Below are 26220 nucleotides of genomic sequence, written 5' to 3'. Positions count from 1 at the left end.
ATTTTTCATGGCTGCACCCCCGGAGCCGGCTTGCCGGCGAAGAGGCCTTTGAGTTTGGCGGCGCCCTGCTGGACGCCTTCGCTGGCAAGCCAGCGCCTACACAAGCCTGCCCCTTCGCAAGCGGCTTTCTACAACAATCGAGGTTCAACGGTCATGGTGGAAGCCTTTCTGGCTGAGGTATAAGCCACCACGGGCGTGGCCGAACTGGCAAAGCAACGTCCAGAGCTCAGGGGCTGTTCAGCGGCTTGAACCCAGTGACTGAGTAACAACAGGCAGCCCATCAACAACACTATGCGCTGCATCGAAACAGCCCTCTCCCTTTGACTCAGGTCTTCAGCACAGCTTGATCAGCCAGCGCTAGAGATCATCCATCCAATTGTCCTTGGGCCTCAGCTCGGCCAGAAACTCTTCCAGCGTGTAGTCCTCTTCCACAACCGGCATCCGCGATGCGGCAGGAGCAGCCGGCGCAGGGTTTACCGAGGCTCCGTCATCACTGCTGGCGGTTTGAGGCATCAGGTTGATGCCAAATTTGTTGCCAATGGGCTTTTGCCCCGGTGTCGGCGAGGTGATGGTGATAAGGGTTGCTTGGTCCTTACGGCGCAGAGGCATGACCACGCTGGTATCGGCATTCAGATAACTGGCCATGGTCGCCAGCGCGATACCCACGAACGGCGAGGCGGCGCCGGTATCGCCCAAACGCTGGGTCAGGTCGTAGCCCTCACGGGAGTCGAGCAAATCCAACGAGCTGCGGGCAGCCGTCAACGCGGGCAGCAACTCGGCCAGAGGTGTGCTGTTCAGGCCGCCGTCATAGAACACCCGGGCCGGTGCTGGTGCAACGGCATCAGTGGCTTTGTTCCAGCCAGCGGCCAGTTGCGTGGTCAAGGCTTCGCGCTTGAGGCGCTCGCCGTTATCCGGGTGCTGCAGGAAAACCGTAACCGGGCGATGAATCCTGGCCAGCACTGGCAAGGCGTCCCATTGTTCAAAAGCGCGCTCGGTCCAGGGCTGCGGGATGAACTCCGAAGGTTGGAACTCCACCGCCGGTTTACGCCAGCCCCAACCGCTGAATTCGGGATCGATCTTGTTCTTGTTGACCTTGGTGAAGGGGGCGTAATAGCGCAGCCATTCGACACGTTCGGGGCGACCGACGACTAGGGCGACCATTGAATCGGTGAGTTCACCTGGCTTACGTGGCCCTGGTCCACCAATCAATGGGGCTTTTTTGGCAGAAAGCGCATAGGACATGCTGAAGCCTTCATTGGTGTAGACCAATACAGCAGGAAGGTCAGGGTTACGCTCGAACAGTTGGAACAGGTTTTCCAGCAAAGTTTCAGGAGTGTCATTACAGATGATGCCATCCTGCAGGTTACGAATGCGATGCCAATGAAGTCCCGCAGGCGTTCGCATGTCATTAACCATGACAGATAAGCTGCCCCGGGTTCTTTCAGGTGTAAAACGAAGGTTCGGAGTTTTAGGACTCCAACCTGAAACCACAGTAATAGTGGGAATCGGCCACTTCTCTAAAAAATCCCTTAATCCCAGCTCAAGTGCATCCGTTTCCCGTTTTTCATATGCCATATCCTTATCATCGGCGGTTATTGGATACTTCTTCGGATCCATAGGTAGGATGCTCCCTACATGTAGTGCTTCCTCTTGTTTTAAGTTTTTTTCCTGCAACTCGTTCCAAATCTGCCCCTGCCTGAACACATCCAGACTTATGCCAATGCTGAGTACATCCAGGGTTTCCAAACGAGGCGACGTAGTGGGGGCACGGTAACGAGGTTCAACGGTCATGATTGAGTCCTTCCTGGACGAGGTATAGGTAGTCACAGACGTGGCCGCACTGGCAAAACAACGAGTCGATGTCAGTGAAGTTTCGGCTGCCTGAACCAAGTGGCAGGTCAACAACACAGCAGTGAAAAACCAAAATTTAAGCTCTCGACGCATCAGGCGCTTCCCCCAAAACGAACGGCGTGTCCCGCTCTTTGCTCCTTTAGAGACTGTGCTGCTACCAAGGAAGGCATGTCATCTCCGACAGCCGTCGGCAATGCACCACTCTTCCGGTACGTTACTGTGGAGTTAATCAATTCCCGGCTACTAGCGTCTTCTTGAAGAAAGAATTCCGATACCGCTTCATCTGGAAGGTCCTGTTCTGTCTCAAACTGAGAGTTAGCACTAGCTCGTGTTCTCTGCCAATCCAACCGCCAATCCGCCACCCGACACAAATACGCATAAAACGTCACATCATCCACACTCTCCCCCGCCCCTATCGCCACGTCATACGCCAGCACTCGACGGCTGTGTTCAGGGTTGTTTGGAATGGCCGAGTGGAAAGACAGCGCCTCTTCGTGCTCCTTGTCCTTGCCGCCACTTTGCAGGCGCATGCGTGCCTCGTAGGGTGTTTCCGAACGCGTCACCAGCACCTTGCCGTCATCGGTCGCTCGGGCGGCAAACACGTGGGTGGTTTCAGATATCTCCTTGCCTTCGTTGAGGGCCTTTTGAACGCTGGCAATGTCGCGTCCGTGCTTGAAGGCGACGGCCTCATCGATCGCCTCCAGCCGGCTGTACTGGGTGCTTTCGGGGGTCCAGGCTTTATTGCTGATCGCAATGGCGGCGTCGATGGGCGCCAGTTTGTCCTTGATCTGATAGACACCGCTGTTGGAGTCCGCTCCCGGCATGACCACCGTGCCATCGGCGTCAAAGTTGGTTTCAACGGGCACTGGCAATAACGGTGCGGTCAGCATCACCGACTTCCCTTGCTCAAGGGAGGCGCGGGCCACGGACATCCGCTGCTTGTATGGCAGACCGGCATCTTCCCAGGTGTCCTCTCCCCGAAGCAGCAATGGGTAGGCATGGGGCGGCGTGCGCAGACCGATCAGTTCCTTTTCGCCACCGCGCTTGCGCAGGGTAAAGATTCGCTGGTGAAAACTCAGCGGCAAGGTCCGGCGCAGTGGCTTGCCATACAGCTGCTCATCAACGCCCTGCCAGCCGATCCCCTGGACGTTGGCCAGGCCAACGGTCTGGTCCTGTGGGGTGAAATACAGGTAGACACTGCCTCGGTTATCGCGCTCGTTGAAGGCAATGCGCTTGGCGTCAATCGTGGTTTCGCAGGCGCTGCCGCCGCTCCAGCCAGGCCCGCCAATAGCGCCATAACCCTGGCAGTTCTTGAGGGCGATACTCGACAAGGCCGGGTACGGATTGGGCGCTGCGGTCATGAACTTGAGGATGGCGTCAAGGGTCGCCAGGCGGGCCTCGGCCGTCTGCTGCGCGCCGAAGCCCTGAAGCTTCTCCATGTTGGGTTCGCGCAGGCTGTAGGGCGAGTTGATCATCACCACGCCGTCGGCCGGCCGCACCTTGTCCTCATTGAGAAAGGCATGGGCCAATAACGTGATGAGCGTGCCTTGGCTGTGGCCCACCACATTCACCGTGTCGTTGGGGTAGCGCTTGCGGATGATCTTGATCAGCATCGCCAGGCGCATCGCCGCCAGCACCATGTAGCGACGTCCAGGCGCGGAGAACAACGGGTGAGTCAGCTCGCCGGCAAACAGATCCAGGGAAATGAAGCCAAACAGCTTGCCGTTGAAGCCCTTGCCCCACATGTCCGGCAGGTTGGTGGTGGCATTGACGAAATGTCCCCCCTCCAGCGTGCCCGCCTTGTCCAGGCGGTTTCTGTTGCGATCCATCCACTCGCCGTGGGGCGCATCCTTGATGATGTGCTGCTCTTCCTCGCGAAAGCCCCAGTAGAACGGAATGACCACGCTGCGGGTGTCGGCGCCGTTGGCCGTCGCGGCGAACTTGCGCCGGTAGTACACCGCGTCGGGGTTGCGGGCCTTGCCCTCATCGTCCTCGGGCAGGCTGTAGCTGGCCGGACGCAGAAAGCCCGGGTTGCTCACGCCATTGGGCAAGGTCGGCGACATGTCCAGGCGCTCGTTGAGCCCCTCGCACAGGCCGCGCTCGATGCGCTCGTAGCAACCGGCCAGGTCGTTGACGCCGTGCACCACGATGGTCACGCAGGGCTTGGGCGGCGGCGCGATCAGGTGGACGTCGCCACCGCCTGGCAGGGTGATCGCTTCAGCGGTGCAAATGGTCCTCATCCGAACGGCGTCATTCATTGTGCAGATCCTCCTTGATGTTGCGCTGCGATCCTTCGAGCCCGACCTTCCTAGAGATCATCCATCCAGTTGTTAGGCCTCAACTCAGCCAGAAACTCTTCCAGCGTGTAGTCCTCTTCCACAACCGGCATCCGCGATGCGGCAGGAGCAGCCGGCGCAGGGTTTACCGAGGCACCGTCATCACTGCTGGCGGTTTGGGGCATCAGGTTGATGCCAAATTTGTTGCCAACGGGCTTTTGCCCGGGTGTCGGCGAGGTGATGGTGATAAGGGTTGCTTGGTCCTTACGGCGCAGAGGCATGACCACGCTGGTATCGGCATTCAGATAACTGGCCATGGTCGCCAGCGCGATACCCACGAACGGCGAGGCGGCGCCGGTATCGCCCAAACGCTGAGTCAGGTCGTAGCCCTCGCGGGAGTCGAGCAGGTCCAGAGAGCTGTGGGCAGCCGTCAACGCGGGCAGCAACTCGGCCAGTGGCGTGCTGTTCAGGCCGCCGTCGTAGAACACCCGGGCCGGCGCTGGTGTAACGGCGTCAGTGGCTTTGTTCCAGCCAGCGGCCAGTTGCGTGGTCAAGGCTTCGCGCTTGAGGCGCTCGCCGTTATCCGGGTGCTGCAGGGAAACCGTGACCGGGCGATGAATCCTGGCCAGTACTGGCAAGGCATCCCACTGTTCAAAAGCACGCTCGGTCCAGGGTTGCGGGATGAACTCAGAAGGTTGGAACTCGACGGGAGGTTTACGCCAGCCCCAACCGGTGAATTCAGGATCGATCTTGTTCTTGTTGACCTTGGTGAAGGGGGCGTAATAGCGCAGCCATTCGACACGTTCGGGGCGGCCGATGACCAGGGCGACCATGGCATCAGTGAGTTCACCTGGTTGTCGTGGGCCGGTTCCTACCCCGATGGGTTTATTAGCTTTGCTGCTCAACGCCAAAGCCATGTTGAAACCTTCATTGGCATATACAAGCAATGCAGGAAGGCCGGGATTTTGCTCGAAAAGCCGAAACAGATTTTCTACCAAAGCTTCAGGGGTGTCGTTACATACGATGCCGTTTTGCAGATTACGAATACGATGCCAATGCAACCCTGCCGGTACTCGCATGTTGTTGACCATGACAGACAGGCTTTCTCGGGTTCTTTCTGGCGAGAAACGCAGATTGGCGGTTTGGGGATTCCAACCACGGACCACCGTGACGGTAGGAATAGGCCATTTCTCCAGAAAATCTCGTAGCCCTAATTCAAGGGCATCCGTCTCGCGCTTTTCAGAAGCCATATCCTTGTCATGTGCGGTCACCGGATACTTCTTCGGGTCCATGGGCAGGATACTGCCAACGTGCAGGGACTCTGGTTCTCTCGCATTTTGCTCTTGCAAGGTTTTCCAAATATCTCCTTGGCGAAAGACATCTAGACTCACACCAATGCTGAGCACATCCAGGGTTTCCAGGCGAGGCGAGACGGTTGGTGCACGGTAGCGACTGTCATTGGACATTGAGGCGGCCTTCTTGGCAGGGATGTAGGCTTTGGCGGGCTCGGTCGAATTGGCAAAACAACGGGTAGTCATAAGCGACTTGTCGGACGCTTGGACCAGAGGAGCGTTCAATAACAAGCAGGCAATGGATAAATACGGGAGTATGGAGCGCATCAGACCTTCCCTCCGAAACGAATGGGATGACCGAACTTTTCCCCACCCCAAGTCTGCGTGGCAACCAAGGAGGGCATATCGGTCTTAAGCACGATATCCGGCAGTACTCCAGTCAACCGGTATTCCACAGTGGAGTTGATCAGATTCTGATTCATGCGCTCCTCTTGAAGGTACATCTGCTCTACCCTCTCACTGGGTAAGTCACTAGCTATGTCTAAGTCACGCTGTTCCCTACCGTTAGCTCGAGTACTCTTCCAATCCAACCGCCAATCCGCCACCCGACACAAATACGCATAGAACGTCACATCATCCACGCTCTCACCTGCTCCAATCGCCACGTCATAGGCCAGTACTCGTCGACTGTGTTCCGGGTTATTCGGAATCCCCGAGTGAAACGACTGCGGCTCTTGATACGCCTCCCTTTGCAGGCGCAAACGAGCCTCATAGGGAGTCTCTCCACGCGTCACCAGGACCTGGCCATCACCCATCGCCCGTACCGCAAACACGTGAGCGTGCTGGGACACCTCGTAGATCTCGTCGCGGGCCTTTTTAACGCTCGCGACATCACGGCCATGCTTGAAGGCAATGGCCTCCTCCATCGTCTCCTGACGGGCGTATTGCGTGTCCTTCGGGCGCCAGGCCGACTTGATACGCAGCGATTTGTCATTGCTCAGGCCAATAGCGGCATCGATGGGGTCCAGTGTGTCCATTATCTGGTACACGCCACTGTCCGAATCCTCACCAGGCGCAGTCATGACGCCATCAGTGGCGAAATCGGTTTCTGCCGGTATGGGCAATTGTGGAGCCGTCAACATCACCCGTGCCCCCGGTTTGAGATTGGCCCTTGCGCTGCGATCCAGCAGCCCTAAACCGGTGTCCTCCCAGGTTGCCTCCCCCTCAAGCAGCAGTGGGTAGATGTAGGGGGGAACCTGTTTGCCGACGGCTTCCTTTTCGTTGTTGCGCTTGCGCAAGGTAAAGATCCGCTGATGGAAACTCAGCGGCAGCTGCGTTCGCGCCGGCAGGCCATCCACGGTGTCGCCGACGCCCTGCCAACCGATACCCTGGACGTTGCCCAGGCCCACGGTCTGGTCCTGAGGAGTGAAGTAAAGGTAAGTGCAGCCACGGTTGTCACGTTCATTGAATGAGACGCGCTGCCCATCGATTGTGGTGTGCGACGCAGGACCGCCGCTCCAACCCGGCCCACCAATGGCGCCATAGCCCTGGCAGTTTTTCAGCGCGACGCTGGACAGTGCCGGAACCGGATTCGGTCTCTGGGCGATGAACTGGAGAATGCCCTTGAGGGTGGCAATACGCGCCGGTGTGGTTTGTTGTTCGAGCCACTTCTGGGTCTTTTCAGTATTGGGCTGGAACAGGCTGTAAGGCGAGTTGAGCATGATGAAGCCATCAGCCGGCCGCTCGCCCTGATCCTTGAGAAAGGCATGGGCCAACAACCCGAGCAAGGTGCCCTGGCTGTGGCCCACCAGATTCACCGTGTCGTTCGGGTAGCGCTTGCGGATGATCTTGATCAGCATCGCCAGACGCATCGCCGCCAGCACCATGTAACGACGCCCCGCGGCGGCAAACAACGGGTGAGTTCGCGTTCCACCGATCAAGTTGAGCGGGACGATGCCGAATGGATAACCGTTGAAGCCCTCGCCCCACATGTCCGGAAGGTTGGTGGTGGCATTGGCGAATTGTCCGCCTTCCTTGGTGCCCGCCTTGTCCAGGCGGTTTCTGTTGCGATCCATCCACTCGCCGTGGGGCGCATCCTTGATGATGTGCCGCTCTTCCTCGCGAAAGCCCCAGTAGAACGGAATGACCACGCTGCGGGTGTCGGCGCCGTTGGCCGCCGCGGCGAACTTGCGCCGGTAGTACACCGCGTCGGGGTTACGGGCCTTGCCGTCATCGTCCTCGGGCAGGCTGTAGCTGGCCGGACGCAGAAAGCCCGGGTTGCTCACGCCATTGGGCAAGGTCGGCGACATGTCCAGGCGCTCGTTGAGCCCCTCGCACAGGCCGCGCTCGATGCGCTCGTAGCAACCGGCCAGGTCGTTGACGCCGTGCACCACGATAGTCACGCAGGGCTTGGGGGGCGGCGCGATCAGGTGGACGTCGCCACCGCCTGGCAGGGTGATTGCCTGGCCGGTGCAAATGGTCCTCATCCGAACGGCGTCATTCATTGTGCTAGTCCTCCTTGATGGCACTGATGCGGCGCAAAACAAAGCCGGCGCCGCACCATAACAAAGGACCAGGACGATAAATCTAGGAGTTCTCTGAAAGGCACTCGGACTCGGGGCGCCTGATTGTCACAGGTGCCGCCGAGGCAAAAAACATCGATTTGCCGGCGATCAGCGCGGTGCGTTGAAAAAGATATTCAACGCAAGATCCGGAGTTCCGCGCCGTTCGCCGCGGCCTAGGGTTGGCCCAACGCTCAGGCAAAGGAGGTCAATCATGAAACAACTGCAAGACAAAGTCGCGATTGTCACGGGGGCCACGTCGGGAATCGGTCAGGCTGCCGCCCGGCTGTTCGCCCAGGAGGGCGCGCGCCTGATAGTGACCGGCCGTCGGGGCGACGCCCTGGATGCGTTGGTGGCCCAGATCCAGCAAGCCGGTGGCGAGGCACTTGGGGTCGCCGGTGACATTCGCAGCGAGGCACTGGCCGAGCGCCTTGTGGCGCTGGCGCTGGAGCGTTTCGGTGGCTTGGATATCGCGTTCAACAACGCCGGAATGACCGGTGAAACCCGGTCCGTCTCCGAGCTGACCCTGGACCAGTGGCAGGCCGTGCTCGACTGCAACTTGACCAGTGCCTTTCTTGGGGCCAAGTACCAGTTGCCGGCTCTGCGCAGCCGGGGCGCAGGGTCGATCATTTTCACTTCCAGCTTTGTCGGGCACCACGTCGGTTTTCCCGGCATGGCGGCGTATGCCGCGAGCAAGGCCGCGCTGATCGGCTTGACCCAGGTCATCGCGGCTGAAGAAGGCCCCCATGGCATTCGCGCCAACGCGCTACTGCCCGGAGGCACCGACACGCCCATGGGCCGAGCAGCCACCGACACGCCTGAGAAACGCGCTTTTGTCGAAAACCTGCATGCCCTCAAGCGCCTCGCCCGTCCCGAGGAAATTGCCCGCGCGGCGCTGTTCCTCGCGTCGGACGCCGCCAGTTTCGTCAGCGGGACGGCGATGCTGGTTGAGGGGGGAGTCTCCATCAACCGCAGCTAGGGTCTGTTCCCGTTTGGTGACGAGCCACGTTGCTGGGCCAAACGGGAACAGACCCTAGGCGCTGCGGTTGAGGCTGCAGGGACGCTGGATGGACGCCGCGTCCTGCCAGGGGCGGTGCGGTTACTGATCCTTGAACTGCGGATCACGCTTGGCGATGAAGGCGGCCATGCCCTCTTTCTGGTCCTGGGTGGCGAACGCCGCGTGGAACACCCGGCGTTCAAAGCGCACACCTTCGGACAGGCTGACTTCGAAGGCGCGATTCACACTTTCCTTGATCATCATGCTCACCGGGATCGATTTTGCGGCAATCAGGGCGGCGACTTTCAGGGCTTCTTCCACCAGGTCGTCCGCTGGGACGATGCGCGCGACGATACCGCAACGCTCGGCTTCCACGGCGTCGATAAAGCGTCCGGTCAGGCACATTTCCATGGCCTTGGCCTTGCCCACGGCGCGGGTCAGGCGCTGGGTGCCGCCCATGCCCGGCAGCACGCCGAGGTTGATTTCCGGCTGGCCGAACTTGGCGTTGTCACCGGCCAGGATGAAGTCGCACATCAAGGCCAGTTCGCAGCCGCCACCCAGGGCGAAGCCGTTGACCGCGGCGATGATCGGCTTGCGCCGGTTGGCCACGCGGTCGCTGTCGCTGAACAGGTCGTCGAGGTAGATCTGCGGGTAGGTGAGTTCGGCCATTTCCTTGATGTCGGCACCGGCGGCGAAGGCTTTCTTCGAGCCGGTGATGACGATGCAGCCGATCTGCGGGTCGGCTTCCAGGCGGTCCAGGGCCTGGTTCACCTCGCCGACGATCTGCGCGTTGAGGGCGTTCAGCGCCTGGGGACGGTTGAGGGTGATCAGACCGACACGGTCCTTGATGTCCAACAAAATGGTTTCGTAGCTCATGAATCAGCTCCTGCTAAAAGTCAGAGATTGCGCGAAATGACCATGCGCTGGATGTCGCTGGTGCCTTCGTAGATCTGGCAGATACGCACGTCGCGGTAGATGCGTTCCAGCGGGAAGTCGCTCAAGTAGCCATAACCGCCCAGGGTTTGCAACGCCGCCGAACAGACCTTCTCGGCCATTTCCGAGGCGAACAGCTTGGCCATCGAGGCTTCCACCAGGGCCGGCTTGCCGCTGTCGCGCAGGGCGGCAGCGTAGTGCACCATTTGGCGCGCCACGGCGATCTGGGTGGCCATGTCCGCCAGGCGGAACGCCACGGCCTGGTGCTCGATGATCGGTTTGCCGAAGGTCTCGCGCTCACGGGCGTAGTCACGCGCCGCTTCGAACGCCGCCCGGGCCATGCCCACCGACTGCGAGGCAATCCCCACGCGCCCGCCTTCAAGGTTGGCCAGGGCGATCTTGTAGCCCTCGCCCTCCTCCCCCAGGCGGTTGGCCAGCGGCACCTTCACATCCTCGAAAAGGATCTGGCAGGTGTCGCTGGCGTGCTGACCGAGCTTGTCCTCGATGCGCGCGACCTTATAGCCCGGCGCATCGGTGGGCACGATAAAGGCGCTGATGCCGCGCTTGCCGGCCGCCGGGTCGGTGACCGCGAACACGATCACCACCCCGGCGTTCTGCCCCGAGGTGATGAACTGCTTGCAGCCGTTGAGCACATAGTGATCGCCATCGCGACGAGCCCGAGTCTTCAGGCTGCTGGCATCGGAGCCGGCCTGGGGCTCGGTCAGGGCAAAGGCGCCGAGCATGGCGCCGCTGGCCAGGGGCTTGAGGAAACGCTCTTTCTGCTCGTCATTGCCGAACTTGAGGATCGGCACGCAGCCCACCGAGTTGTGCACGCTCATGATGGTGGAGCAGGCACCGTCACCGGCGGCGATTTCTTCCAGGGCCATGGCATAGGCCAGGTAGCCGGTGTCGCAGCCACCCCACTGTTCAGGCACCAGCATGCCGAAGAAGCCCAGCTCGGCCATTTCGGCGATGGCTTCCTTGGGAAAGCGGTGCTCGCGATCCCACTCGGCGGCGAAAGGCTTGAGGCGTTCCTGGGCAAATTGCCGGGCGGCGTCGCTGATCTGCAGTTGTTCGTCATTGGGCAACATCGGGATTCCTCGTTACAGGCATTCAACGGCCATGGCCGTGGCTTCACCACCGCCGATGCAGATCGCGGCCACGCCACGCTTGAGGCCTTTCTGGCGCAGGGCCGACAGCAGGGTCACCAGAATCCGCGCGCCGGAAGCGCCGATGGGGTGGCCCAGGGCGCAGGCGCCGCCGTGGACGTTGACCTTGGCGTGGGGGATTTCCAGCTTGCTCATGGTCACCAGGCTGACCACAGCGAAGGCTTCGTTGATCTCGAACAGGTCCACGTCCTGCAAGGACCAGCCGGTCTTTTTCATCAATCGCTCGATGGCACCCACCGGCGCCACCGGGAACAACCCCGGGGTGTCGGCAAAGGCCGAGTGGCCATGGATCACCGCCAAGGGCTTGAGGCCGCGTTGCTCGGCTACGGAACGACGCATCAGCACCAGGGCCGCGGCACCGTCGGAGATCGAACTGGAGTTGGCCGCGGTCACCGTGCCACCGTCGCGGAACGCCGGCTTCAGGGTGGCGATCTTGTCCAGCTTGGCCTTGGGCGGCTGCTCGTCATCGCTGATCAGCTTCGACTCTTTACCGATCATCACCTGCAGAGGAACGATCTCGTCCTTGAACAGACCGTCCTTGATCGCCTGCTGGGCGCGGGTCAGGGAAGCCACGGCAAACTCATCCTGGGCCTGACGGGTGAAACCGTTGGCCTCGGCGCAGTCTTCGGCGAAGGTGCCCATCAGGCGGCCCTTGTCGTAGGCGTCTTCCAGGCCATCGAGGAACATGTGGTCCAGGACCTTGCCGTGGCCCATGCGGTAGCCGCTGCGGGCACGGTCCAGCAGGTATGGGGCGTTGGACATGCTTTCCATGCCACCGGCGATCACCACTTCGGCGCTGCCGGCCAGCAGCATGTCGTGGGCCAGGATGGTGGCCTCCATGCCGGAACCGCACATCTTGTTCAGGGTGGTGCAACGGGTGCCCTTGTCCAGGCCCGCGCCCAGGGCGGCCTGGCGCGCCGGGGCCTGGCCGAGGCCGGCAGACAGCACGCAGCCGAACAGCACTTCTTCTACTGCGTCAGCCGCAATGCCGGCGCGCTGCACCGCGGCGCGGATGGCCTCGCTCCCCAGTTGCGGGGCGCTGAGGCCTTTGAGTTCACCCTGGAAACCGCCCATGGGGGTGCGGACGGCGCTGACAATGACAATCGGATCGTGGGCAATGGACATGAGAATTCCTCCTTACTTGGCGGCCATGCGCAAGGCACCGTCGAGACGGATCACCTCACCGTTGAGCATGCTGTTTTCAATGATATGCCGCACCAGCGCGGCGTACTCGGCGGGTTTGCCCAGGCGCGGTGGAAATGGTACGCCAGCGGCCAGCCCGGCCCGTACTTCGTCGCTCATGCCGGCCATCATCGGGGTTTCGAAGATCCCCGGGGCGATGGTCATCACCCGGATGCCGAAGCGTGCCAGCTCACGGGCCACCGGCAGGGTCAGGCTGGCAATGGCACCCTTGGAGGCGGCATAGGCGGCCTGGCCGATCTGCCCGTCGAAGGCGGCGATGGAGGCGGTGTTGATGATCACCCCGCGCTCGCCCTCGGCGTCGGCAGTGCTTTCGGCGATGGCCGCCGCGGCCAGGCGCAACAGGTTGAAACTGCCGATCAGGTTGACGTTGATCACCTGGCTGAAGCTGGCCAGAGCGTGGGGGCCATTCTTGCCGAGGATTTTCTCGCCCCGCACGATACCGGCGCAGTTGACCAGCCCGTTGAGCTTGCCAAAGGCCTTGACCGTGGCCTGCACCGCCGCTTCGGCCGCCGCTTCCTGGCTGATGTCCGCCACCACGCTCTGGCAGCCCAGTTGCTGGGCCTTGGCCGCCACGGCCTCGGCGTTGAGGTCCACCAGCATCACTTTTGCACCGGCGGCGACGAGCATTTCAGCGCTGGCGGCACCGAGGCCGGACGCACCGCCACTGACGAGAAACACCTGGTTTGCAATGTCCATCATTCAAATCCTGTTCATGCGGTAGCTGTTGACGCCGCGGCCTCTTGAGCCTTGGCGATTTCCTGGTTGCGCAAGATAAAGCGCTGCAATTTGCCGCTGGGGGTTTTCGGCAAGTCGCTGACAAATTCGATTTCGCGGGGGTAGGAATGGGCCGCCAGGCGCTTGCGCACGTGCTGGCGCAACTCCTCGGCCAACTCCGGGGTGGCGCGGTACTGCTCGCTGAGCACCACAAAGGCTTTCACCAGCTCGGTGCGTTCGGGATCGGGCTTGCCTACCACCGCCGCTTCCACCACCGCCGGGTGTTCGATCAGGGCGCTTTCCACATCGAAAGGGCCCACCCGATAGCCGGAGGTGGTGATCACATCATCGCTGCGGCCGACAAAGCTGATGCTGCCGTCCTGGTTCAGCTCGACGGTGTCACCGCTGAGGTAGTAATCGCCGACAAAGGCCTTGGTCGGCACCCCGGCGTAACCGGCGAACCAGCACATCGGCGACTGCCTGCGGTCGATGGCCAGGATCCCCGGCTGACCGACACCCAGCTCCCGGTACTCTTCGTCCAGCACCACGATGCGGTGGCCCGGCGAGGCAAAGCCGGCGGCGCCGACATGCACCGGGTGGTCCAGGCCGTGGTGGTTGCACAGCACCATGCCCAGCTCGGTCTGGCCGTAGTGGTCGTGGATCACCACGTCCAGCTGCTCGGCGAACCAACGGATCACTTCCGGGTTCAGCGGCTCACCGGCGCTGCTGACGATGCGCAGGCGGCCCTTGATCGACCGGGCGAACTGGTCGCCACCGGCGATCAGCAGGCGGTAGGCCGTGGGCGAACCGGTGAGGTTGGTGATGCCGTACTTGTTGATCACCCGGCAGGTGCTTTCCAGGGTGAAGGGGCCATCGTAGAAAGTGATCGGGTGGCCCAGGCCCAGGGGCCCGGTGACGCCGAAATAGATGCCATAGGCCCAGCCCGGGTCGGCGACGTTCCAGAAGGCGTCTTCCGGGCGCAGGTCCACGGCGTCGCGGGTGTAGGCCTGGAACGCGACAATGGCCTTGAGCGGCACTTCCAGGGCCTTGGACGGGCCGGTGGTGCCGGAAGTGAACATCAGCAGGAAGGGGTCTTCACCACTGAGCAGCACCGGTTCGCACTGGGCCGGGTACTGTTCCAGCTCGGCCCAGAAACTGAAATCGCCGCGCACGATGCCCTGGCCCTTGGCGCCTCCCACTGTGACGACAGTGGGGCAATCGGCGACCTCCAGGAGCTTGGGTCGGTTGACCCCGTCGGTGACCACCACCTTGGCCTGGGAACTGTTCAAGCGATGCTCGATGGCCTTGGGGCCAAAGGCAGTGAACAGCGGCTGGTACACCGCGCCGATACGCCAGGTGGCAAGCACCGTGATCAAGAGTTCGACATTGCGCGGCAACAGTCCGGCGACCTTGTCGCCCTTGCCGACCCCCTGGGCCAGGAGGAAATTAGCCAGGCGAGCGGCCTTGTCCTGCAGTTCAGTGAAGGTGTAGGTGGCGCTGCTGCCGTCCCGGCCTTCCCAGAACAGCGCGATACGACCGGGCAATGCATGCCGGTCACAGCATTCGACACAGGCATTGAGCGCCGACAGCGAGCCTGCAAGGGCGGCGTCGACGGTGTGCTGATAGTTGAACTCTTTGATAGCGGACAGGTAGTTGCGCATTGCCAGAATCCCTCGCTGTTCTTATTAGGATGGGAACCTCATGAAAACCGGGGAAATACTGGCGCCAGAGCCCTTGCGGAACAATGGTCAAAGCTATCAAGTTGCGTGACCGGTTTGGCCAAGCGCCCGCGCTGCCCCGGCGGGATGGCCGGATCTGTCGGAGCGGCGCATGGCTTGCGGGCCTCTTCGCCGGCAAGCCGGCTCCTACAGGGAACTGCACGGTGTATCTGACTGCTGTAGGAGCTGGCTTGCCAGCGAAGGCGTCGGCCAGGGCGGCGCAGGGCTAGCGGCCCCTTTGTCGGCAAGCCGGTTCCTACGAGAGGTCCGGGTCGTTGAGGATCAGGCTGCGATAGTGCCCGGGGTTGGAGCCGGACCATTTGCGAAACGCCTTGTAGAACGAGCTGGTGTCGGCAAACCCCAGGCGCCCGGCTATCTCGGCGAAACTCAGTTGCGGCTCCGCCAGCCAGACAATCGCCAGTTCCTTGCGCACGCTGTCCTTGAGGGCCTGGTAGCTCTGGCCCTCTTCCGCCAGGCGTCGGCGCAGGGTAGAGGCGGACATGCACAGGCTCTGGGCCAGGCTTTCACTCTCCGGCCACTGCTCCCCCGGCAATTGCCGCAGTTGCTGCTTGATGCGACTGGCCAGGCTTTCGGGATCGCGGTATTTCACCAGGATATTGGCCGGGGCATGGGCCAGAAAGCGCTTGAGTTCCGCCTCGCTGCGCTTGATGGGCAGGTCCAGGCAGTCGGCGGCGATGATCATCCGCGTGCGCGGCCGGTCAAAGCGCAGGTTGTCGGAGAACATCACCCGGTAGTCGTCGCAGAAATCCGGCTGCGGGCAACGCAGTTCGATGGCCAGGATCGGAATCCGCCGACCCGCCAGCCAGCAGGCCACGCCGTGGACGATCATCCAGTAAGTGAAGTAGGTAAAGGCCCGCCGCGGCTCGTGTTCATCCTCCAGCAGGACGATTTCCGCCAGGCTCTGCTGGTGCACCAGTTGCGCCGGCAGGCGCTCGAGCATCAGCGACAGAAAGCCCAGCACCGAATCCAGCCCCATGGCCAGGGTCGGCTGGGCCATGGCCGAGCGACAGAGAAAGGCCAGGCTGCCGGACTTCAGCTTGCGCGGGTCCATACCGAAGAACTCGTCATCCAGACGCCGAGCCAGCAGGCGCCAGAGCCGCGCATAGGCACTGGCCGGGACCCGTGCCCGGCCCTGCTGCAAGCCCGCCGGATCGATGCCGACCTTGTGCAGCACTTCATCGGTGGCCGCGCCCGGAGCGCAGCTTTGCAGCAGCGCCTCACGCACCAGTTGCATGGAGATGGTGTCTTTTTCGGACATCGTGGCCAAGGGTTTCCTGGATCGGGGTTTAGGACGGCCATCTTAGGCAGTGATCGGAAAAATGCCAGTGGGCTTTGGGCTAAGAGTCGCCTCCCGCCCCCCTTGAAACCGATACGGATTCGCGGGCTCCGTAGCGGCTTGAACCCGGGGCAAGCCCTGCAAATCGAGACCCGAGCCCTGGCAGCGCCAGCAAAGCAGTGCAAAAAAGTATCAACTCCAGTGTCATGGATGATTTGTCAGCGCCGCGTTTGAGGGCTGTAATCAGCCCACATTCTTCCTCTCTGGCGGAAGACATAACAACAATAACCGTCCTTCTGTCGTCAGCACTGGCGCAGAAGAGGAGTGACCGATGAAACCTTGCACCCAAGCCCTGCTCCTCAGCACCTGCATGACCCTCAGCAGCGTCACCTTCGGCGCCCAGACCCTGACCATCGCCACCGTCAATAACAGCGACATGATCCGCATGCAACGGCTGTCGAAAACCTTCGAGAGCCAGCACCCGGACATCCAGCTGAACTGGGTGGTGCTGGAAGAAAACGTCCTGCGCCAGCGCCTGACCACCGACATCGCCACCCAGGGCGGCCAGTTCGACGTGCTCACCATCGGCATGTACGAAGCCGCACTCTGGGGCGCCAAGGGCTGGCTGCAACCGATGCAGGACCTGCCCGCCGCCTATGACCTGGACGATGTCTTCCCTTCGGTCCGTGAAGGGCTGTCGGTCAAGGGCACCCTCTACGCCCTGCCGTTCTATGCCGAAAGCTCCATGACCTACTACCGCACCGACCTGTTCCAGGCGGCCGGCCTGAGCATGCCGGAGCGGCCGACCTGGGAGCAGATCGGCGCATTCGCCGCCAGGCTCAACAAGCCCGAGCAGGAGCAATACGGCCTGTGCTTGCGGGGCAAGGCCGGCTGGGGCGAGAACATGGCCCTGATCACCACCCTGGCCAACAGCTACGGCGCACGCTGGTTCGATGAACAATGGCAGCCCGAGTTCAGCGGGCCAGAATGGAAGAACGCCCTGAGCTTCTATGTCGACAACATGAAGAAGTCCGGCCCGCCCGGGGCCTCCAGCAACGGTTTCAATGAAAACCTGGCGCTGTTCAACAGCGGCAAGTGCGCGATCTGGGTCGACGCCAGCGTCGCCGGCTCCTTTGTCACCGACCAGAGCCAGAGCAAGGTCGCCCAGCAGGTGGGCTTCACCTATGCGCCACACCAGGTCACCGACAAGGGCAGCGTCTGGCTGTACTCCTGGTCCCTGGCGATCCCCGCCAGCTCCAAGGCCAAGGACGCCGCGAAGACCTTCACCACCTGGGCCACCTCCAAGGAATACGCAGCCCTGGTGGCCGAGAAGGACGGCATCGCCAATGTGCCGCCGGGCACCCGCGCCTCCACCTACAGCCAGGCCTACATGAGCGCCGCGCCGTTCGCCCGGATCACCCTGGAATCGCTGAAGGCGGTGGACCCGAGCAAACCAACCCTCAAGCCGGTGCCCTACATCGGCATCCAGCTGGTGACCATTCCCGAGTTCCAGGCCATCGGCACCCAGGTCGGCAAGCTGTTTTCCGCGGCGCTGATCGGCCAGACCACCGTGGACCAGGCCCTGGCAGCCGCGCAGCAGAGCACCGAGCGGGAAATGAAGCGCGCCGGCTACCCGAAATAACCCGGCACGCCTGGTAGGAGCCGGCTGGCCGGCGAAGAGGCCCTTGAGTCTTGCGCAGTGTTCAAGGACGCCTTCGCTGGCAAGCCAGCTCCTACGCGCAACCCGGCCACGCCAGCGCAGTGTCGCGCCCCCTCATACCCAACTGGTTGTGATCCTCATGAATACCTCGACTGCCAAGCTCCATCTGCCAGCGCAGGCGGCCCCCCGCAAGCGTCGCCTGGCCAGCCCCGGCTGGTTCCTGGTCAGCCCCTCGGTGGCGTTGTTGCTGCTGTGGATGATCGTGCCCCTGGGCATGACCCTGTACTTCTCGCTGATCCGCTACAACCTGCTGTACCCCGGTGAAAACCAGTTCGTGGGCCTGGAGAACTTCAGCTACTTCCTCAGCGACTCGGGCTTTGTGCCCGGGGCCACCAACACCCTGTTGCTGGTGGGCAGCGTGCTGCTGATCAGCGTGGTGCTCGGAGTGCTGATCAGTGCCCTGCTGGAGGCCAGCGAATTCCTCGGCCGGGGCATTGTCCGGGTCCTGCTGATCTCGCCGTTCTTCATCATGCCCACGGTGGGCGCGCTGATCTGGAAGAACCTGATTTTCCACCCGGTCTCGGGAATTCTGGCGGCGCTGTGGAAGCTGTTCGGCGCCCAGCCAGTGGACTGGCTGGCCCACTACCCGCTGCTGTCGATCATCATCATCGTCTCCTGGCAGTGGCTGCCGTTCGCCATCCTGATCCTGATGACCGCCATGCAGTCCCTGGACCAGGAACAGAAAGAGGCCGCACGCCTGGACGGTGCCGGCCCCATCGCGATCTTCTGGCACCTGACCCTGCCCCACCTGGCGCGCCCCATCGCCGTGGTGGTGATGATCGAGACCATCTTCCTGCTCTCGGTGTTCGCCGAAATCTTCACCACCACCAACGGCGGCCCTGGCTACGCCTCCACCAACCTGGCCTACCTGATCTACAACCAGGCGCTGGTGCAGTTCGACGTGGGCATGGCTTCCGCCGGCGGCCTGATCGCCGTGGTCATCGCCAACATCGCCGCGATCATCCTGGTACGGATGATCGGCAAGAACCTGACTGACCAGAGCTGAGGTGCCCGCCATGACCCTGCAACAATCCCGACGCTTGCAAAGCCTGCTACTGGGCACCCTGGCCTGGGCCATCGCGATCCTGATCTTCTTCCCGATCTTCTGGATGGTGCTGACCAGCTTCAAGAGCGAAATCGACGCCTTCGCCACGCCGCCGCAGTTCATCTTCACGCCGACGCTTGAGAACTACCTGCACATCAACGAGCGCAGCAACTACCTGGCCTTCGCCTGGAACTCGGTGGTGATCTCCTTCAGCGCCACCGCCCTGTGCCTGCTGATCGCGGTGCCGGCGGCCTACTCCATGGCCTTCTACGAGACCCGCAACACCAAGCGCACCCTGCTGTGGATGCTCTCCACCAAGATGCTGCCGCCGGTGGGGGTGCTGATGCCCATCTACCTGCTGGCCAAGAGTTTCGGCCTGCTGGACACGCGCATCGCGCTGATCGTGATCTACACCCTGATCAACCTGCCGATCGTGGTGTGGATGGTTTACACCTACTTCAAGGACATCCCCCGGGACATCCTCGAAGCGGCGCGCCTGGACGGCGCGACCCTGGCCCAGGAAATGCTCCGGGTGCTGATGCCCATCGCCAAGGGCGGCCTGGCCTCCACCGCGCTGCTGTCGCTGATCCTGTGCTGGAACGAAGCCTTCTGGTCGCTGAACCTGACCTCCTCCAATGCCGCCCCGCTGACCGCGCTGATCGCCTCCTACTCCAGCCCCGAAGGGCTGTTCTGGGCCAAGCTCTCGGCGGTCTCGACCCTGGCCTGCGCGCCGATCCTGATCTTCGGCTGGATCAGCCAGAAGCAACTGGTGCGCGGCCTGTCCTTTGGCGCAGTGAAGTAACCCTCGAATTGTTGGAGACACCCCATGGCTCACCTGAAAATCAGCAACCTGCAAAAAGGCTTCGAAGGCTTCGAGATCATCAAGGGCATCGACCTTGAAGTGAACGACAAGGAATTCGTGGTCTTCGTCGGCCCCTCCGGCTGCGGCAAATCCACCCTGCTGCGGCTGATCGCCGGGCTGGAGGAAGTCAGCAGCGGCAGCATCGAGCTGGACGGGCGCGACATCACCCAAGTCAGCCCGGCCAAGCGCGACCTGGCCATGGTGTTCCAGACCTACGCCCTGTACCCGCACATGAGCGTGCGCAAGAACATGTCCTTCGCCCTGGACCTGGCCGGGGTCGACAAGGCCCAGGTGCAACAGAAGGTCGACGAGGCGGCGCGCATTCTCGAACTGGGGCCGATGCTCGAACGCAAGCCCAAGCAACTGTCCGGCGGCCAGCGCCAGCGCGTGGCCATCGGCCGGGCCATCGTGCGCAACCCGAAGATCTTCCTGTTCGACGAACCCCTGTCCAACCTCGATGCCGCGCTGCGGGTGCAGATGCGCCTGGAGCTGGCACGCCTGCACCAGGAGCTGCAGGCCACCATGATCTACGTGACCCACGATCAGGTCGAAGCCATGACCCTGGCGGACAAGGTGGTGGTGCTCAACGGCGGCCGGGTGGAACAGGTGGGTTCGCCCCTGGAGCTGTATCACAACCCGGCCAACCTGTTTGTCGCAGGCTTTCTCGGCACACCGAAGATGGGCTTTCTCAAGGGCAGCGTCAGCCAGGTGGACGGCCAGGGGTGCGAGGTGCAACTGCAGGCCGGAGCGCGCCTGCGCCTGAGCCAAAGCCATCCGCAGCTCAAGGTAGGCAGTCCGGTGACCCTGGGCATTCGCCCCGAACACCTGGAGCTGGGCGAGCCCGGCCCCGGCAGCCTGCCAGTCACCAGCGACGTGGCCGAACGCCTGGGCAGCGACACCTTCTGCCATGTGCGCAGCACCTGCGGCGAGGCCCTGACCCTGCGCATCCGCGGTGATCTGGCCAGCCGCTGCGGCGAGCAACTGCACCTGCGCCTGGACCCCGAGCACTGCCACCTGTTCGATGCCCAAGGCGTCGCTGTTCCCCGTTCCCTGCGCGCCGCCGCCTGATGGCCGGCGCCCGATTACCGAGAGCCCTTGCATGAAACTCAATCGCTTCAACCTCAGCCAGCTCCCGCCCCAGGTGCAGGTGCCGGCCTACAGTGCCGCCGACACCCGCCAGGGCATCGTGCACATCGGCGTCGGCGGTTTTCACCGGGCGCACCAGGCCTACTACACCGACGCCCTGATGAACCGGGGCCTGGGCCTGGACTGGAGCATCTGCGGGGTCGGCCTGCGCGCCGAGGACCGCCGCGCCCGGGACGACCTGGCGGGCCAGGACTGCCTCTACACCCTGTTCGAACTGGGGGACGGCAACGACCACGAAGTGCGGGTGATCGGCTCCATCAGCCAGATGCTGCTGGCCGAAGACGACCCCCAGGCGCTGATCGACAAGCTGGCCAGCCCAGCGATCCGCATCGTCTCCCTGACCATCACCGAGGGCGGTTACTGCATCGATGACAGCAGCGGCGAGTTCATGCTCCACCTGCCGCAGATCCAGCACGACCTGGCCCACCCCCAGCAGCCACGCACGGTGTTCGGCTTCCTCTGTGCCGCCCTGGCCAAGCGTCGCGCCGCGGGCATTGCCGCCTTCACCCTGATGTCCTGCGATAACCTGCCCCACAACGGCGCCGTGACCCGCAAGGCACTGCTGGCATTTGCCGCCCGGCGCGACGCCGACCTGCACGACTGGATCGCCAGCCGGGTGAGCTTCCCCAATGCCATGGTGGACCGCATCACCCCCATGACCAGCACCGCCCACCGCCTGCAACTGCACGACCAGCACGGCATCGACGATGCCTGGCCGGTGGTGTGCGAGCCCTTTGTGCAGTGGGTCCTGGAAGACCAGTTCGTCAACGGCCGCCCGGCCTGGGAACAGGTGGGCGTGCAGTTCACCGACGACGTCACGCCCTACGAAGAGATGAAGATCAAGTTGCTCAACGGCAGCCACCTGGCCCTGACCTACCTGGGTTTTCTCAAGGGCTACCGCTTCGTCCACGAAACCATGAACGACCCGCTGTTCGTCGCCTACATGCGCGCCTACATGGACCTGGACGTGACCCCGCAACTGGCGCCAGTGCCGGGCATCGACCTGGCGGCCTACAAGGACACGCTGGTCCAGCGCTTTTCCAACCAGGCCATCGCCGACCAGCTGGAGCGGGTGTGCAGCGACGGCTCGTCGAAATTTCCCAAGTTCACCGTGCCCACCCTCAACCGCCTGATCGCCGAGGGCCGCGATACCGAGCGGGCGGCCCTGGTGGTGGCCGCCTGGGCCCTGTACCTGCGGGGCGTGGACGAAAACGGCGTGCGCTACACGATTGCCGATCCTCGGGCCGAGTTCTGCCAGGCCCTGGTGGCGGACGACACCCTGCTGACCCAGCGCCTGCTGGGAGTGGAGGAAATCTTCGGCCCGGCGATCCCCAGGTCCGCCGAGTTCGTCGACGCCTTTGAGCGCTGCTTCAACAGCCTGCGCGAGCATGGCGTCAGCCGGACCCTGGAACGCCTGCTGGCCAAACCAGCGCGTCCAGCGCGGAGCGCAGGATGAGTACAGCCGCGCTGTACCTGGGTCTCGATTGTGGCACCCAGGGCACCAAGGCCCTGATCCTCGACAGCCACAGCGGCGCCGTCCTGGGCCTGGGCGCCGCCCCCCACAGCCTGATCAGCGGCGCCAACGGCCGACGCGAGCAAGACCCCGGGCAATGGCTGCAAGCCTGCATCAGCGCCACCCACCAGGCGTTGCAGGCGGCCGGGGTCGATGGCCGGGACATTCTTGGCCTTGCGGTCTCCGGCCAGCAGCACGGCCTGGTGCTGCTGGATGACCAAGGCCAGGTGCTGCGTCCGGCAAAGCTGTGGTGCGACACCGAGACCGTGGCCGAGAACCAGCGCCTGCTGGATCACCTGGGGGGCGAGCAAGGGTCTCTTGAGCGCCTGGGTATCGCCCTGGCGCCGGGGTACACCCTGTCGAAGCTGCTGTGGACCCGGGAACAGCACCCCGCCCTGTTCCAGCGCATCGCCCATATCCTGCTGCCCCACGATTACCTCAACTTCTGGCTGACCGGGCGCTGCTGCAGCGAGTACGGCGACGCCTCCGGCACCGGTTACTTCAATGTCCGCCGGCGTGACTGGGACCGGGCCCTGTTGGCCCACATCGACCCCGAGGGCCGCCTGGAGCGTGCCTTGCCGGAACTGATCCAGGCCCAGCAGCCGGTGGGGCCGATACTGCCGCAGATGGCCGGGCTCCTGGGCATCAACCCCCAGGCCCTGGTGGCCAGCGGCGGTGGCGACAACATGCTCGGGGCCATCGGCACCGGCAATATCGAGCCGGGCATCATCACCCTGAGCCTGGGCTCTTCCGGCACCCTGTATGCCTATGCCGAGCAGCCACTGGTCAGCCACGCGTCGGTGGCGTCCTTCTGCTCGTCCAGCGGTGGCTGGCTGCCGCTGATCTGCACCATGAACCTGACCAACGCCACCACCCTGGTGCGCCAACTGCTGGAGCTGGACCTGGACAGCTTCAACCGCTTGGCGGGCCAGGCGCCGATCGGCGCCGAGGGCTTGTGCCTGCTGCCGTTCTTCAATGGCGAGCGGGTCCCCGCCCTACCCCAGGCCCGTGGCAGCCTGCTGGGCATGACCCTGGACAACCTGACCCAGGCCAACCTGTGCCGCGCCGTGCTGGAGGGCACCACCTTCGGCCTGCGCTACGGCCTCGACCTGTTGCGGGCCAATGGCTTGCAAAGCCAGAGCATCCGCCTGATCGGCGGCGGCTCGAAAAGTCCGCTATGGCGGCAGATGGTCGCCGATATCATGCACACCCCGGTGATCTGCACCCGCGAAGCCGAAGCCGCCGCCCTGGGTGCGGCGATCCAGGCGGCCTGGTGCCATGGACGGCAGACGGACCCGGCCTTTAGCCTGGCGCAACTCTGTAAACGCTGCGTGAGCCTCGACCTCGACAGCCAGACCTGGCCCCAGGCCGAACAGGTGAAGGCCTACGAGCCGGCGTATGCGCGCTATCAACAGCATTTGGCAACCCTTTGAAGAGCGAATGACTATGTATCTGGTGTGTGGCGAAGCGCTGTTTGATTGTTTCAGCGTCGATGACGCAAGTACCCAAGCCAATAAAGTGCAGTTCCAGGCCATTGCCGGGGGCTCGCCCTTCAACGTGGCGCTGGGCCTGCGCCGAATGGGCATTGACGTGGCCCTGCTGGCCGGGCTGTCGCGGGATTACCTGGGCCAACGCCTGCGACGGGTACTGCAGGACGAAGGGGTCAACACCCGGTACCTGCAGGAGTTCGACGCCCCCACCACCCTGGCCATGGTGGCGGTCGGCGCCGACGGCTCGCCCCACTACAGCTTCCGTGGCGAAGGCTGTGCCGATCGCCAGCTTCTGCAGGAACACCTGCCGGAGCTGGACCCGAGCGTGCGCGGCTTGCATATCGGCTCGTTTTCCCTGGTGGTGCAGCCGATTGCCGACACCCTGCTGGCCCTGGTGCACCGTGAGCGGGGGCAACGCCTGATCAGTCTCGATCCCAATGTGCGACTCAACCCGCAGCCGGATATCCAGCTGTGGCGCCAGCGTATCGGTGAACTGGTGCAGCATGCCGACCTGATCAAGGTCAGCGACGAGGACCTGGCCCAGTTGTATCCCGGGCAGGCGCCCGAGGAACTGATCCAGGGCTGGCTGCAAGAGCATGCGCAGTTGGTGTTCCTGACCCGTGGCAGCCAGGGCGCCACAGTATTCAGTGCACGGCATGGCAACTGGTCGGTGGCCTCGCCCCAGGTGCAGGTGGCCGACACCGTGGGCGCCGGTGACACCTTCCAGGCGGCGTTGATCGCCTGGCTCACCGAACAGGGCCTGGACTCGCCTCAGGGCCTGGGGCAACTGACCCCTGCCCAGATCGACAGCCTGCTGCGATTTGCCGTCCAGGCCGCGGCGCTCACCTGCACCCGCACCGGCCCGGACCTGCCCTACCGCCATCAACTGCAACCGCTGTAGGAGCCGGCTTGCCGGCGAAGAGGCCCGTCAGCCTTGCGCCGATTCGGACGACGCCTTCGCCGGCAAGCCAGCTCCTGCAACTTTCAGCGCCACCGTGGTGCTTTTCCTGGGCCTTGGTCAGAGCAACGAGAAGTTATAGCTGACGATCAGGCGGGTCTCGTCCATGTCACGGGCGATCTTCTGGTAGTTGCTGCGGTAAGTGGCGTTACGCAGGCGCAGGCTCACGTCCTTGAAGGTGCCGCTCTGCACCACGTATTTGAGCTCGCTGTCGCGTTCCCACTCGCGACCTTCACGCAGGCTGCCCGGCACCTTGATGTGGTCACCGCTGACGTAACGGGTCAGGAAACTCAGGCCATTGAGACCAACGGCCTTGAAGTCGTAGTCGTAGCGCAGTTGCCAGGAACGTTCCTGGATCGCGGCGAAGTCGTTGACCTGGACGTAGTTCACCAGGTACGGGTTGCTGCCATCCAGGTAGGGCATCGAGTTGTCGCCGTACATGCGCTGCCAGCCGCCGCTCAGGGTGTGACCGCTGAGGCTGTAGCCGAGCAAGGTGCTCAGGGCGCGGTTATCGATGCCACCGGCGCGCTCGGCGCCGGTGTCGGCACTCTTGAGCAGGCGCAGGTCACCCTTGAGCACGCCAGGGCCCAGGGGCTGGTTGGCCAGCAGGCCGACAAAATGCTGGCGGTAGATGTCTTCCAGCTCGGCGTAGTGGTACTGGCCGGTCAGGCGCTCATTGAACTGGTAGTCCACGCCATAGGTGTCGAAGTGGTCCGCGGTGGTGTTGCAGGCATAGCGCTTGTTCTTGCAGTGCACGCGAATGTCCTGGGCATCGGTGGAGTCCCGGGCGGTGTAACGGTTCAGGCGCGCAGCCGTCAGGGTCAGGCCCTTGACCTCCTTGGACGTGAGCACGGCACCGTTGAACATCGTCGGCAGCAGGCGCCCGTCGTTGTACTTGAGCAATGGCAGGTCCGGCAGTTGCGCACCGTATTTGAATACGGTCTGGGACATTCGCACTTTGGCGGTCAAGCCCAGCTTGGCGTACTGGTCCGCAGAACCCCGTGGGTCGTGTCCACTGGACGGCAAGAGACCACTGTTGCTGCGGTCAGGGCTGGAATCCAGCTTGATGCCCAACATGCCCAAGGCATCCAGGCCAACACCCACGGTGCCTTCGGTGTAGCCCGATTGCAGGTTGAGGATCAAACCCTGGGCCGACTCTTCACGCTTGGAAGCCCCCTGATCAGTGCGGGTGTGACCGTCGCGAAAGTCCCGATTGAAGTAGACCGTACGTGACTCCAGCTTGGCGCTGCTGTCCTCGAAAAAACCACCGGCCTGGGCCAGCGGGGCAAATCCTGCGCACAGGACGACAGCTCCGAGGCCCAGGAGCGGGCACGGATTGAGTAACGCAAAAGGGGGACGCATGAACGGGCTCCAGCAGAAAATCAGTGACGCGAGGTAAAGAAAGACCCAGGTGAAATCCATCCCGCGAATCAAAATCCGCAGGTTGAATTGATTGAATCAATGAAGGCCGGCAA

Annotated in this window: 19 protein-coding genes and 1 pseudogene; 8 read left to right on the top strand and 12 right to left on the bottom strand. The window is 62.9% G+C overall.

The window, feature by feature from the left end; genetic code table 11:
• Positions 1–137: 137 nt before the first annotated feature.
• From J5M73_RS32115 to J5M73_RS25905, 5 genes and pseudogenes are all read right to left on the bottom strand, one after another.
• A pseudogene (locus J5M73_RS32115) lies at positions 138–302 on the bottom strand (DUF2875 domain-containing protein); the annotation flags it as partial.
• Between the two features lie 55 nt (positions 303–357).
• Positions 358–1944 carry a DUF2875 family protein gene (locus J5M73_RS25920; protein WP_207816454.1) on the bottom strand — a complete coding sequence of 529 codons (1587 nt, stop codon included), beginning with the start codon at positions 1942–1944 and terminating at the stop codon, positions 358–360.
• Positions 1944–4109, bottom strand: a complete 2166-nt coding sequence (locus J5M73_RS25915; RefSeq protein WP_207816452.1) for a DUF3274 domain-containing protein — start codon at positions 4107–4109, stop codon at positions 1944–1946. Before J5M73_RS25915 ends, J5M73_RS25920 begins: the two co-directional genes overlap by 1 nt.
• 50 nt (positions 4110–4159) lie before the next feature.
• The gene (locus J5M73_RS25910) at positions 4160–5746 is read right to left on the bottom strand and encodes a DUF2875 family protein (RefSeq protein WP_279381766.1); all 1587 of its coding nucleotides are present in this window, start codon (positions 5744–5746) and stop codon (positions 4160–4162) included.
• Complete coding sequence (locus tag J5M73_RS25905) at positions 5746–7923, bottom strand: DUF3274 domain-containing protein (RefSeq protein WP_207816444.1); 2178 nt, start codon at positions 7921–7923, stop codon at positions 5746–5748. The genes J5M73_RS25910 and J5M73_RS25905 overlap by 1 nt, the downstream gene beginning before the upstream one ends.
• 271 nt (positions 7924–8194) lie before the next feature.
• On the opposite strand from J5M73_RS25905, the gene J5M73_RS25900 reads away from it, so the two are divergent.
• Positions 8195–8959, top strand: coding sequence for an SDR family oxidoreductase (locus J5M73_RS25900; protein ID WP_016964234.1), 765 nt, complete (start codon positions 8195–8197; stop codon positions 8957–8959).
• A 120-nt stretch (positions 8960–9079) separates the two neighbouring features.
• Here J5M73_RS25900 and J5M73_RS25895 read toward each other — a convergent pair whose 3' ends face one another.
• The 6 genes from J5M73_RS25895 to J5M73_RS25870 form a co-directional block, all read right to left on the bottom strand.
• Entirely contained in the window at positions 9080–9853 is a 774-nt protein-coding gene (locus J5M73_RS25895) for an enoyl-CoA hydratase (protein ID WP_102863560.1), read from the bottom strand.
• Between the two features lie 20 nt (positions 9854–9873).
• Positions 9874–11001 (bottom strand): acyl-CoA dehydrogenase, encoded by a 1128-nt coding sequence (locus tag J5M73_RS25890; protein ID WP_102863559.1) that lies wholly within the window; start codon positions 10999–11001, stop codon positions 9874–9876.
• Between the two features lie 12 nt (positions 11002–11013).
• Complete coding sequence (locus J5M73_RS25885) at positions 11014–12204, bottom strand: acetyl-CoA C-acyltransferase (protein ID WP_102863558.1); 1191 nt, start codon at positions 12202–12204, stop codon at positions 11014–11016.
• 12 nt (positions 12205–12216) lie between these two features.
• Positions 12217–12978, bottom strand: coding sequence for an SDR family NAD(P)-dependent oxidoreductase (locus tag J5M73_RS25880; protein WP_110595733.1), 762 nt, complete (start codon positions 12976–12978; stop codon positions 12217–12219).
• A 14-nt stretch (positions 12979–12992) separates the two neighbouring features.
• The gene (locus J5M73_RS25875; RefSeq protein ID WP_102879294.1) at positions 12993–14657 is read right to left on the bottom strand and encodes an AMP-binding protein; all 1665 of its coding nucleotides are present in this window, start codon (positions 14655–14657) and stop codon (positions 12993–12995) included.
• Between the two features lie 313 nt (positions 14658–14970).
• The gene (locus J5M73_RS25870; protein ID WP_207816442.1) at positions 14971–15993 is read right to left on the bottom strand and encodes an AraC family transcriptional regulator; all 1023 of its coding nucleotides are present in this window, start codon (positions 15991–15993) and stop codon (positions 14971–14973) included.
• Positions 15994–16381: 388 nt separating this feature from the next.
• On the opposite strand from J5M73_RS25870, the gene J5M73_RS25865 reads away from it, so the two are divergent.
• The 7 genes from J5M73_RS25865 to J5M73_RS25835 all read left to right on the top strand — a co-directional run bounded on the left by J5M73_RS25865 (position 16382) and on the right by J5M73_RS25835 (position 24688).
• The gene (locus J5M73_RS25865) at positions 16382–17653 is read left to right on the top strand and encodes a sugar ABC transporter substrate-binding protein (protein WP_243433943.1); all 1272 of its coding nucleotides are present in this window, start codon (positions 16382–16384) and stop codon (positions 17651–17653) included.
• 157 nt (positions 17654–17810) lie between these two features.
• Positions 17811–18737, top strand: coding sequence for a sugar ABC transporter permease (locus J5M73_RS25860; RefSeq protein ID WP_102879291.1), 927 nt, complete (start codon positions 17811–17813; stop codon positions 18735–18737).
• 10 nt (positions 18738–18747) lie between these two features.
• On the top strand, positions 18748–19578 hold the full coding sequence (locus J5M73_RS25855) for a carbohydrate ABC transporter permease (RefSeq protein WP_102863552.1): 831 nt from the start codon (positions 18748–18750) through the stop codon (positions 19576–19578).
• A gap of 24 nt (positions 19579–19602) precedes the next feature.
• Positions 19603–20706 carry a sn-glycerol-3-phosphate ABC transporter ATP-binding protein UgpC gene (gene ugpC, locus J5M73_RS25850; protein ID WP_115580078.1) on the top strand — a complete coding sequence of 368 codons (1104 nt, stop codon included), beginning with the start codon at positions 19603–19605 and terminating at the stop codon, positions 20704–20706.
• A gap of 31 nt (positions 20707–20737) precedes the next feature.
• Entirely contained in the window at positions 20738–22240 is a 1503-nt protein-coding gene (locus tag J5M73_RS25845) for a mannitol dehydrogenase family protein (RefSeq protein ID WP_207816439.1), read from the top strand.
• Complete coding sequence (xylB, locus tag J5M73_RS25840) at positions 22237–23730, top strand: xylulokinase (protein ID WP_115580080.1); 1494 nt, start codon at positions 22237–22239, stop codon at positions 23728–23730. Before J5M73_RS25845 ends, xylB begins: the two co-directional genes overlap by 4 nt.
• 13 nt (positions 23731–23743) lie before the next feature.
• Positions 23744–24688, top strand: coding sequence for a carbohydrate kinase (locus J5M73_RS25835; RefSeq protein WP_207168061.1), 945 nt, complete (start codon positions 23744–23746; stop codon positions 24686–24688).
• Positions 24689–24805: 117 nt separating this feature from the next.
• On the opposite strand, the gene J5M73_RS25830 is transcribed toward J5M73_RS25835, so the two are convergent.
• On the bottom strand, positions 24806–26107 hold the full coding sequence (locus tag J5M73_RS25830) for an OprD family porin (protein WP_207816438.1): 1302 nt from the start codon (positions 26105–26107) through the stop codon (positions 24806–24808).
• Positions 26108–26220 lie beyond the last annotated feature (113 nt).

The organism is Pseudomonas sp. 50_B (assembly GCF_017491625.1).
In the GTDB taxonomy this organism is placed as follows: Bacteria; Pseudomonadota; Gammaproteobacteria; order Pseudomonadales; family Pseudomonadaceae; genus Aquipseudomonas; species Aquipseudomonas danubii.
The sequence above is the reverse complement of the archived record's forward strand: the minus strand, read 5'-3'. Positions and strand labels throughout refer to the sequence as shown.

Bases quoted from the DNA above. Each gene is read 5' to 3' on its own strand.
- J5M73_RS25885 (WP_102863558.1), bottom strand. From the start codon at position 12,204: ATGTCCATTGCCCACGATCCGATTGTCATTGTCAGCGCCGTCCGCACC.
- J5M73_RS25845 (WP_207816439.1), top strand. From the start codon at position 20,738: ATGAAACTCAATCGCTTCAACCTCAGCCAGCTCCCGCCCCAGGTGCAG.
- J5M73_RS25875 (WP_102879294.1), bottom strand. From the start codon at position 14,657: ATGCGCAACTACCTGTCCGCTATCAAAGAGTTCAACTATCAGCACACC.
- ugpC (WP_115580078.1), top strand. From the start codon at position 19,603: ATGGCTCACCTGAAAATCAGCAACCTGCAAAAAGGCTTCGAAGGCTTC.
- J5M73_RS25895 (WP_102863560.1), bottom strand. From the start codon at position 9,853: ATGAGCTACGAAACCATTTTGTTGGACATCAAGGACCGTGTCGGTCTG.
- xylB (WP_115580080.1), top strand. From the start codon at position 22,237: ATGAGTACAGCCGCGCTGTACCTGGGTCTCGATTGTGGCACCCAGGGC.
- J5M73_RS25905 (WP_207816444.1), bottom strand. From the start codon at position 7,923: ATGAATGACGCCGTTCGGATGAGGACCATTTGCACCGGCCAGGCAATC.
- J5M73_RS25835 (WP_207168061.1), top strand. From the start codon at position 23,744: ATGTATCTGGTGTGTGGCGAAGCGCTGTTTGATTGTTTCAGCGTCGAT.
- J5M73_RS25865 (WP_243433943.1), top strand. From the start codon at position 16,382: ATGACCCTCAGCAGCGTCACCTTCGGCGCCCAGACCCTGACCATCGCC.
- J5M73_RS25920 (WP_207816454.1), bottom strand. From the start codon at position 1,944: ATGCGTCGAGAGCTTAAATTTTGGTTTTTCACTGCTGTGTTGTTGACC.
- J5M73_RS25915 (WP_207816452.1), bottom strand. From the start codon at position 4,109: ATGAATGACGCCGTTCGGATGAGGACCATTTGCACCGCTGAAGCGATC.
- J5M73_RS25880 (WP_110595733.1), bottom strand. From the start codon at position 12,978: ATGGACATTGCAAACCAGGTGTTTCTCGTCAGTGGCGGTGCGTCCGGC.
- J5M73_RS25890 (WP_102863559.1), bottom strand. From the start codon at position 11,001: ATGTTGCCCAATGACGAACAACTGCAGATCAGCGACGCCGCCCGGCAA.
- J5M73_RS25830 (WP_207816438.1), bottom strand. From the start codon at position 26,107: ATGCGTCCCCCTTTTGCGTTACTCAATCCGTGCCCGCTCCTGGGCCTC.
- J5M73_RS25910 (WP_279381766.1), bottom strand. From the start codon at position 5,746: ATGCGCTCCATACTCCCGTATTTATCCATTGCCTGCTTGTTATTGAAC.
- J5M73_RS25900 (WP_016964234.1), top strand. From the start codon at position 8,195: ATGAAACAACTGCAAGACAAAGTCGCGATTGTCACGGGGGCCACGTCG.
- J5M73_RS25860 (WP_102879291.1), top strand. From the start codon at position 17,811: ATGAATACCTCGACTGCCAAGCTCCATCTGCCAGCGCAGGCGGCCCCC.
- J5M73_RS25870 (WP_207816442.1), bottom strand. From the start codon at position 15,993: ATGTCCGAAAAAGACACCATCTCCATGCAACTGGTGCGTGAGGCGCTG.
- J5M73_RS25855 (WP_102863552.1), top strand. From the start codon at position 18,748: ATGACCCTGCAACAATCCCGACGCTTGCAAAGCCTGCTACTGGGCACC.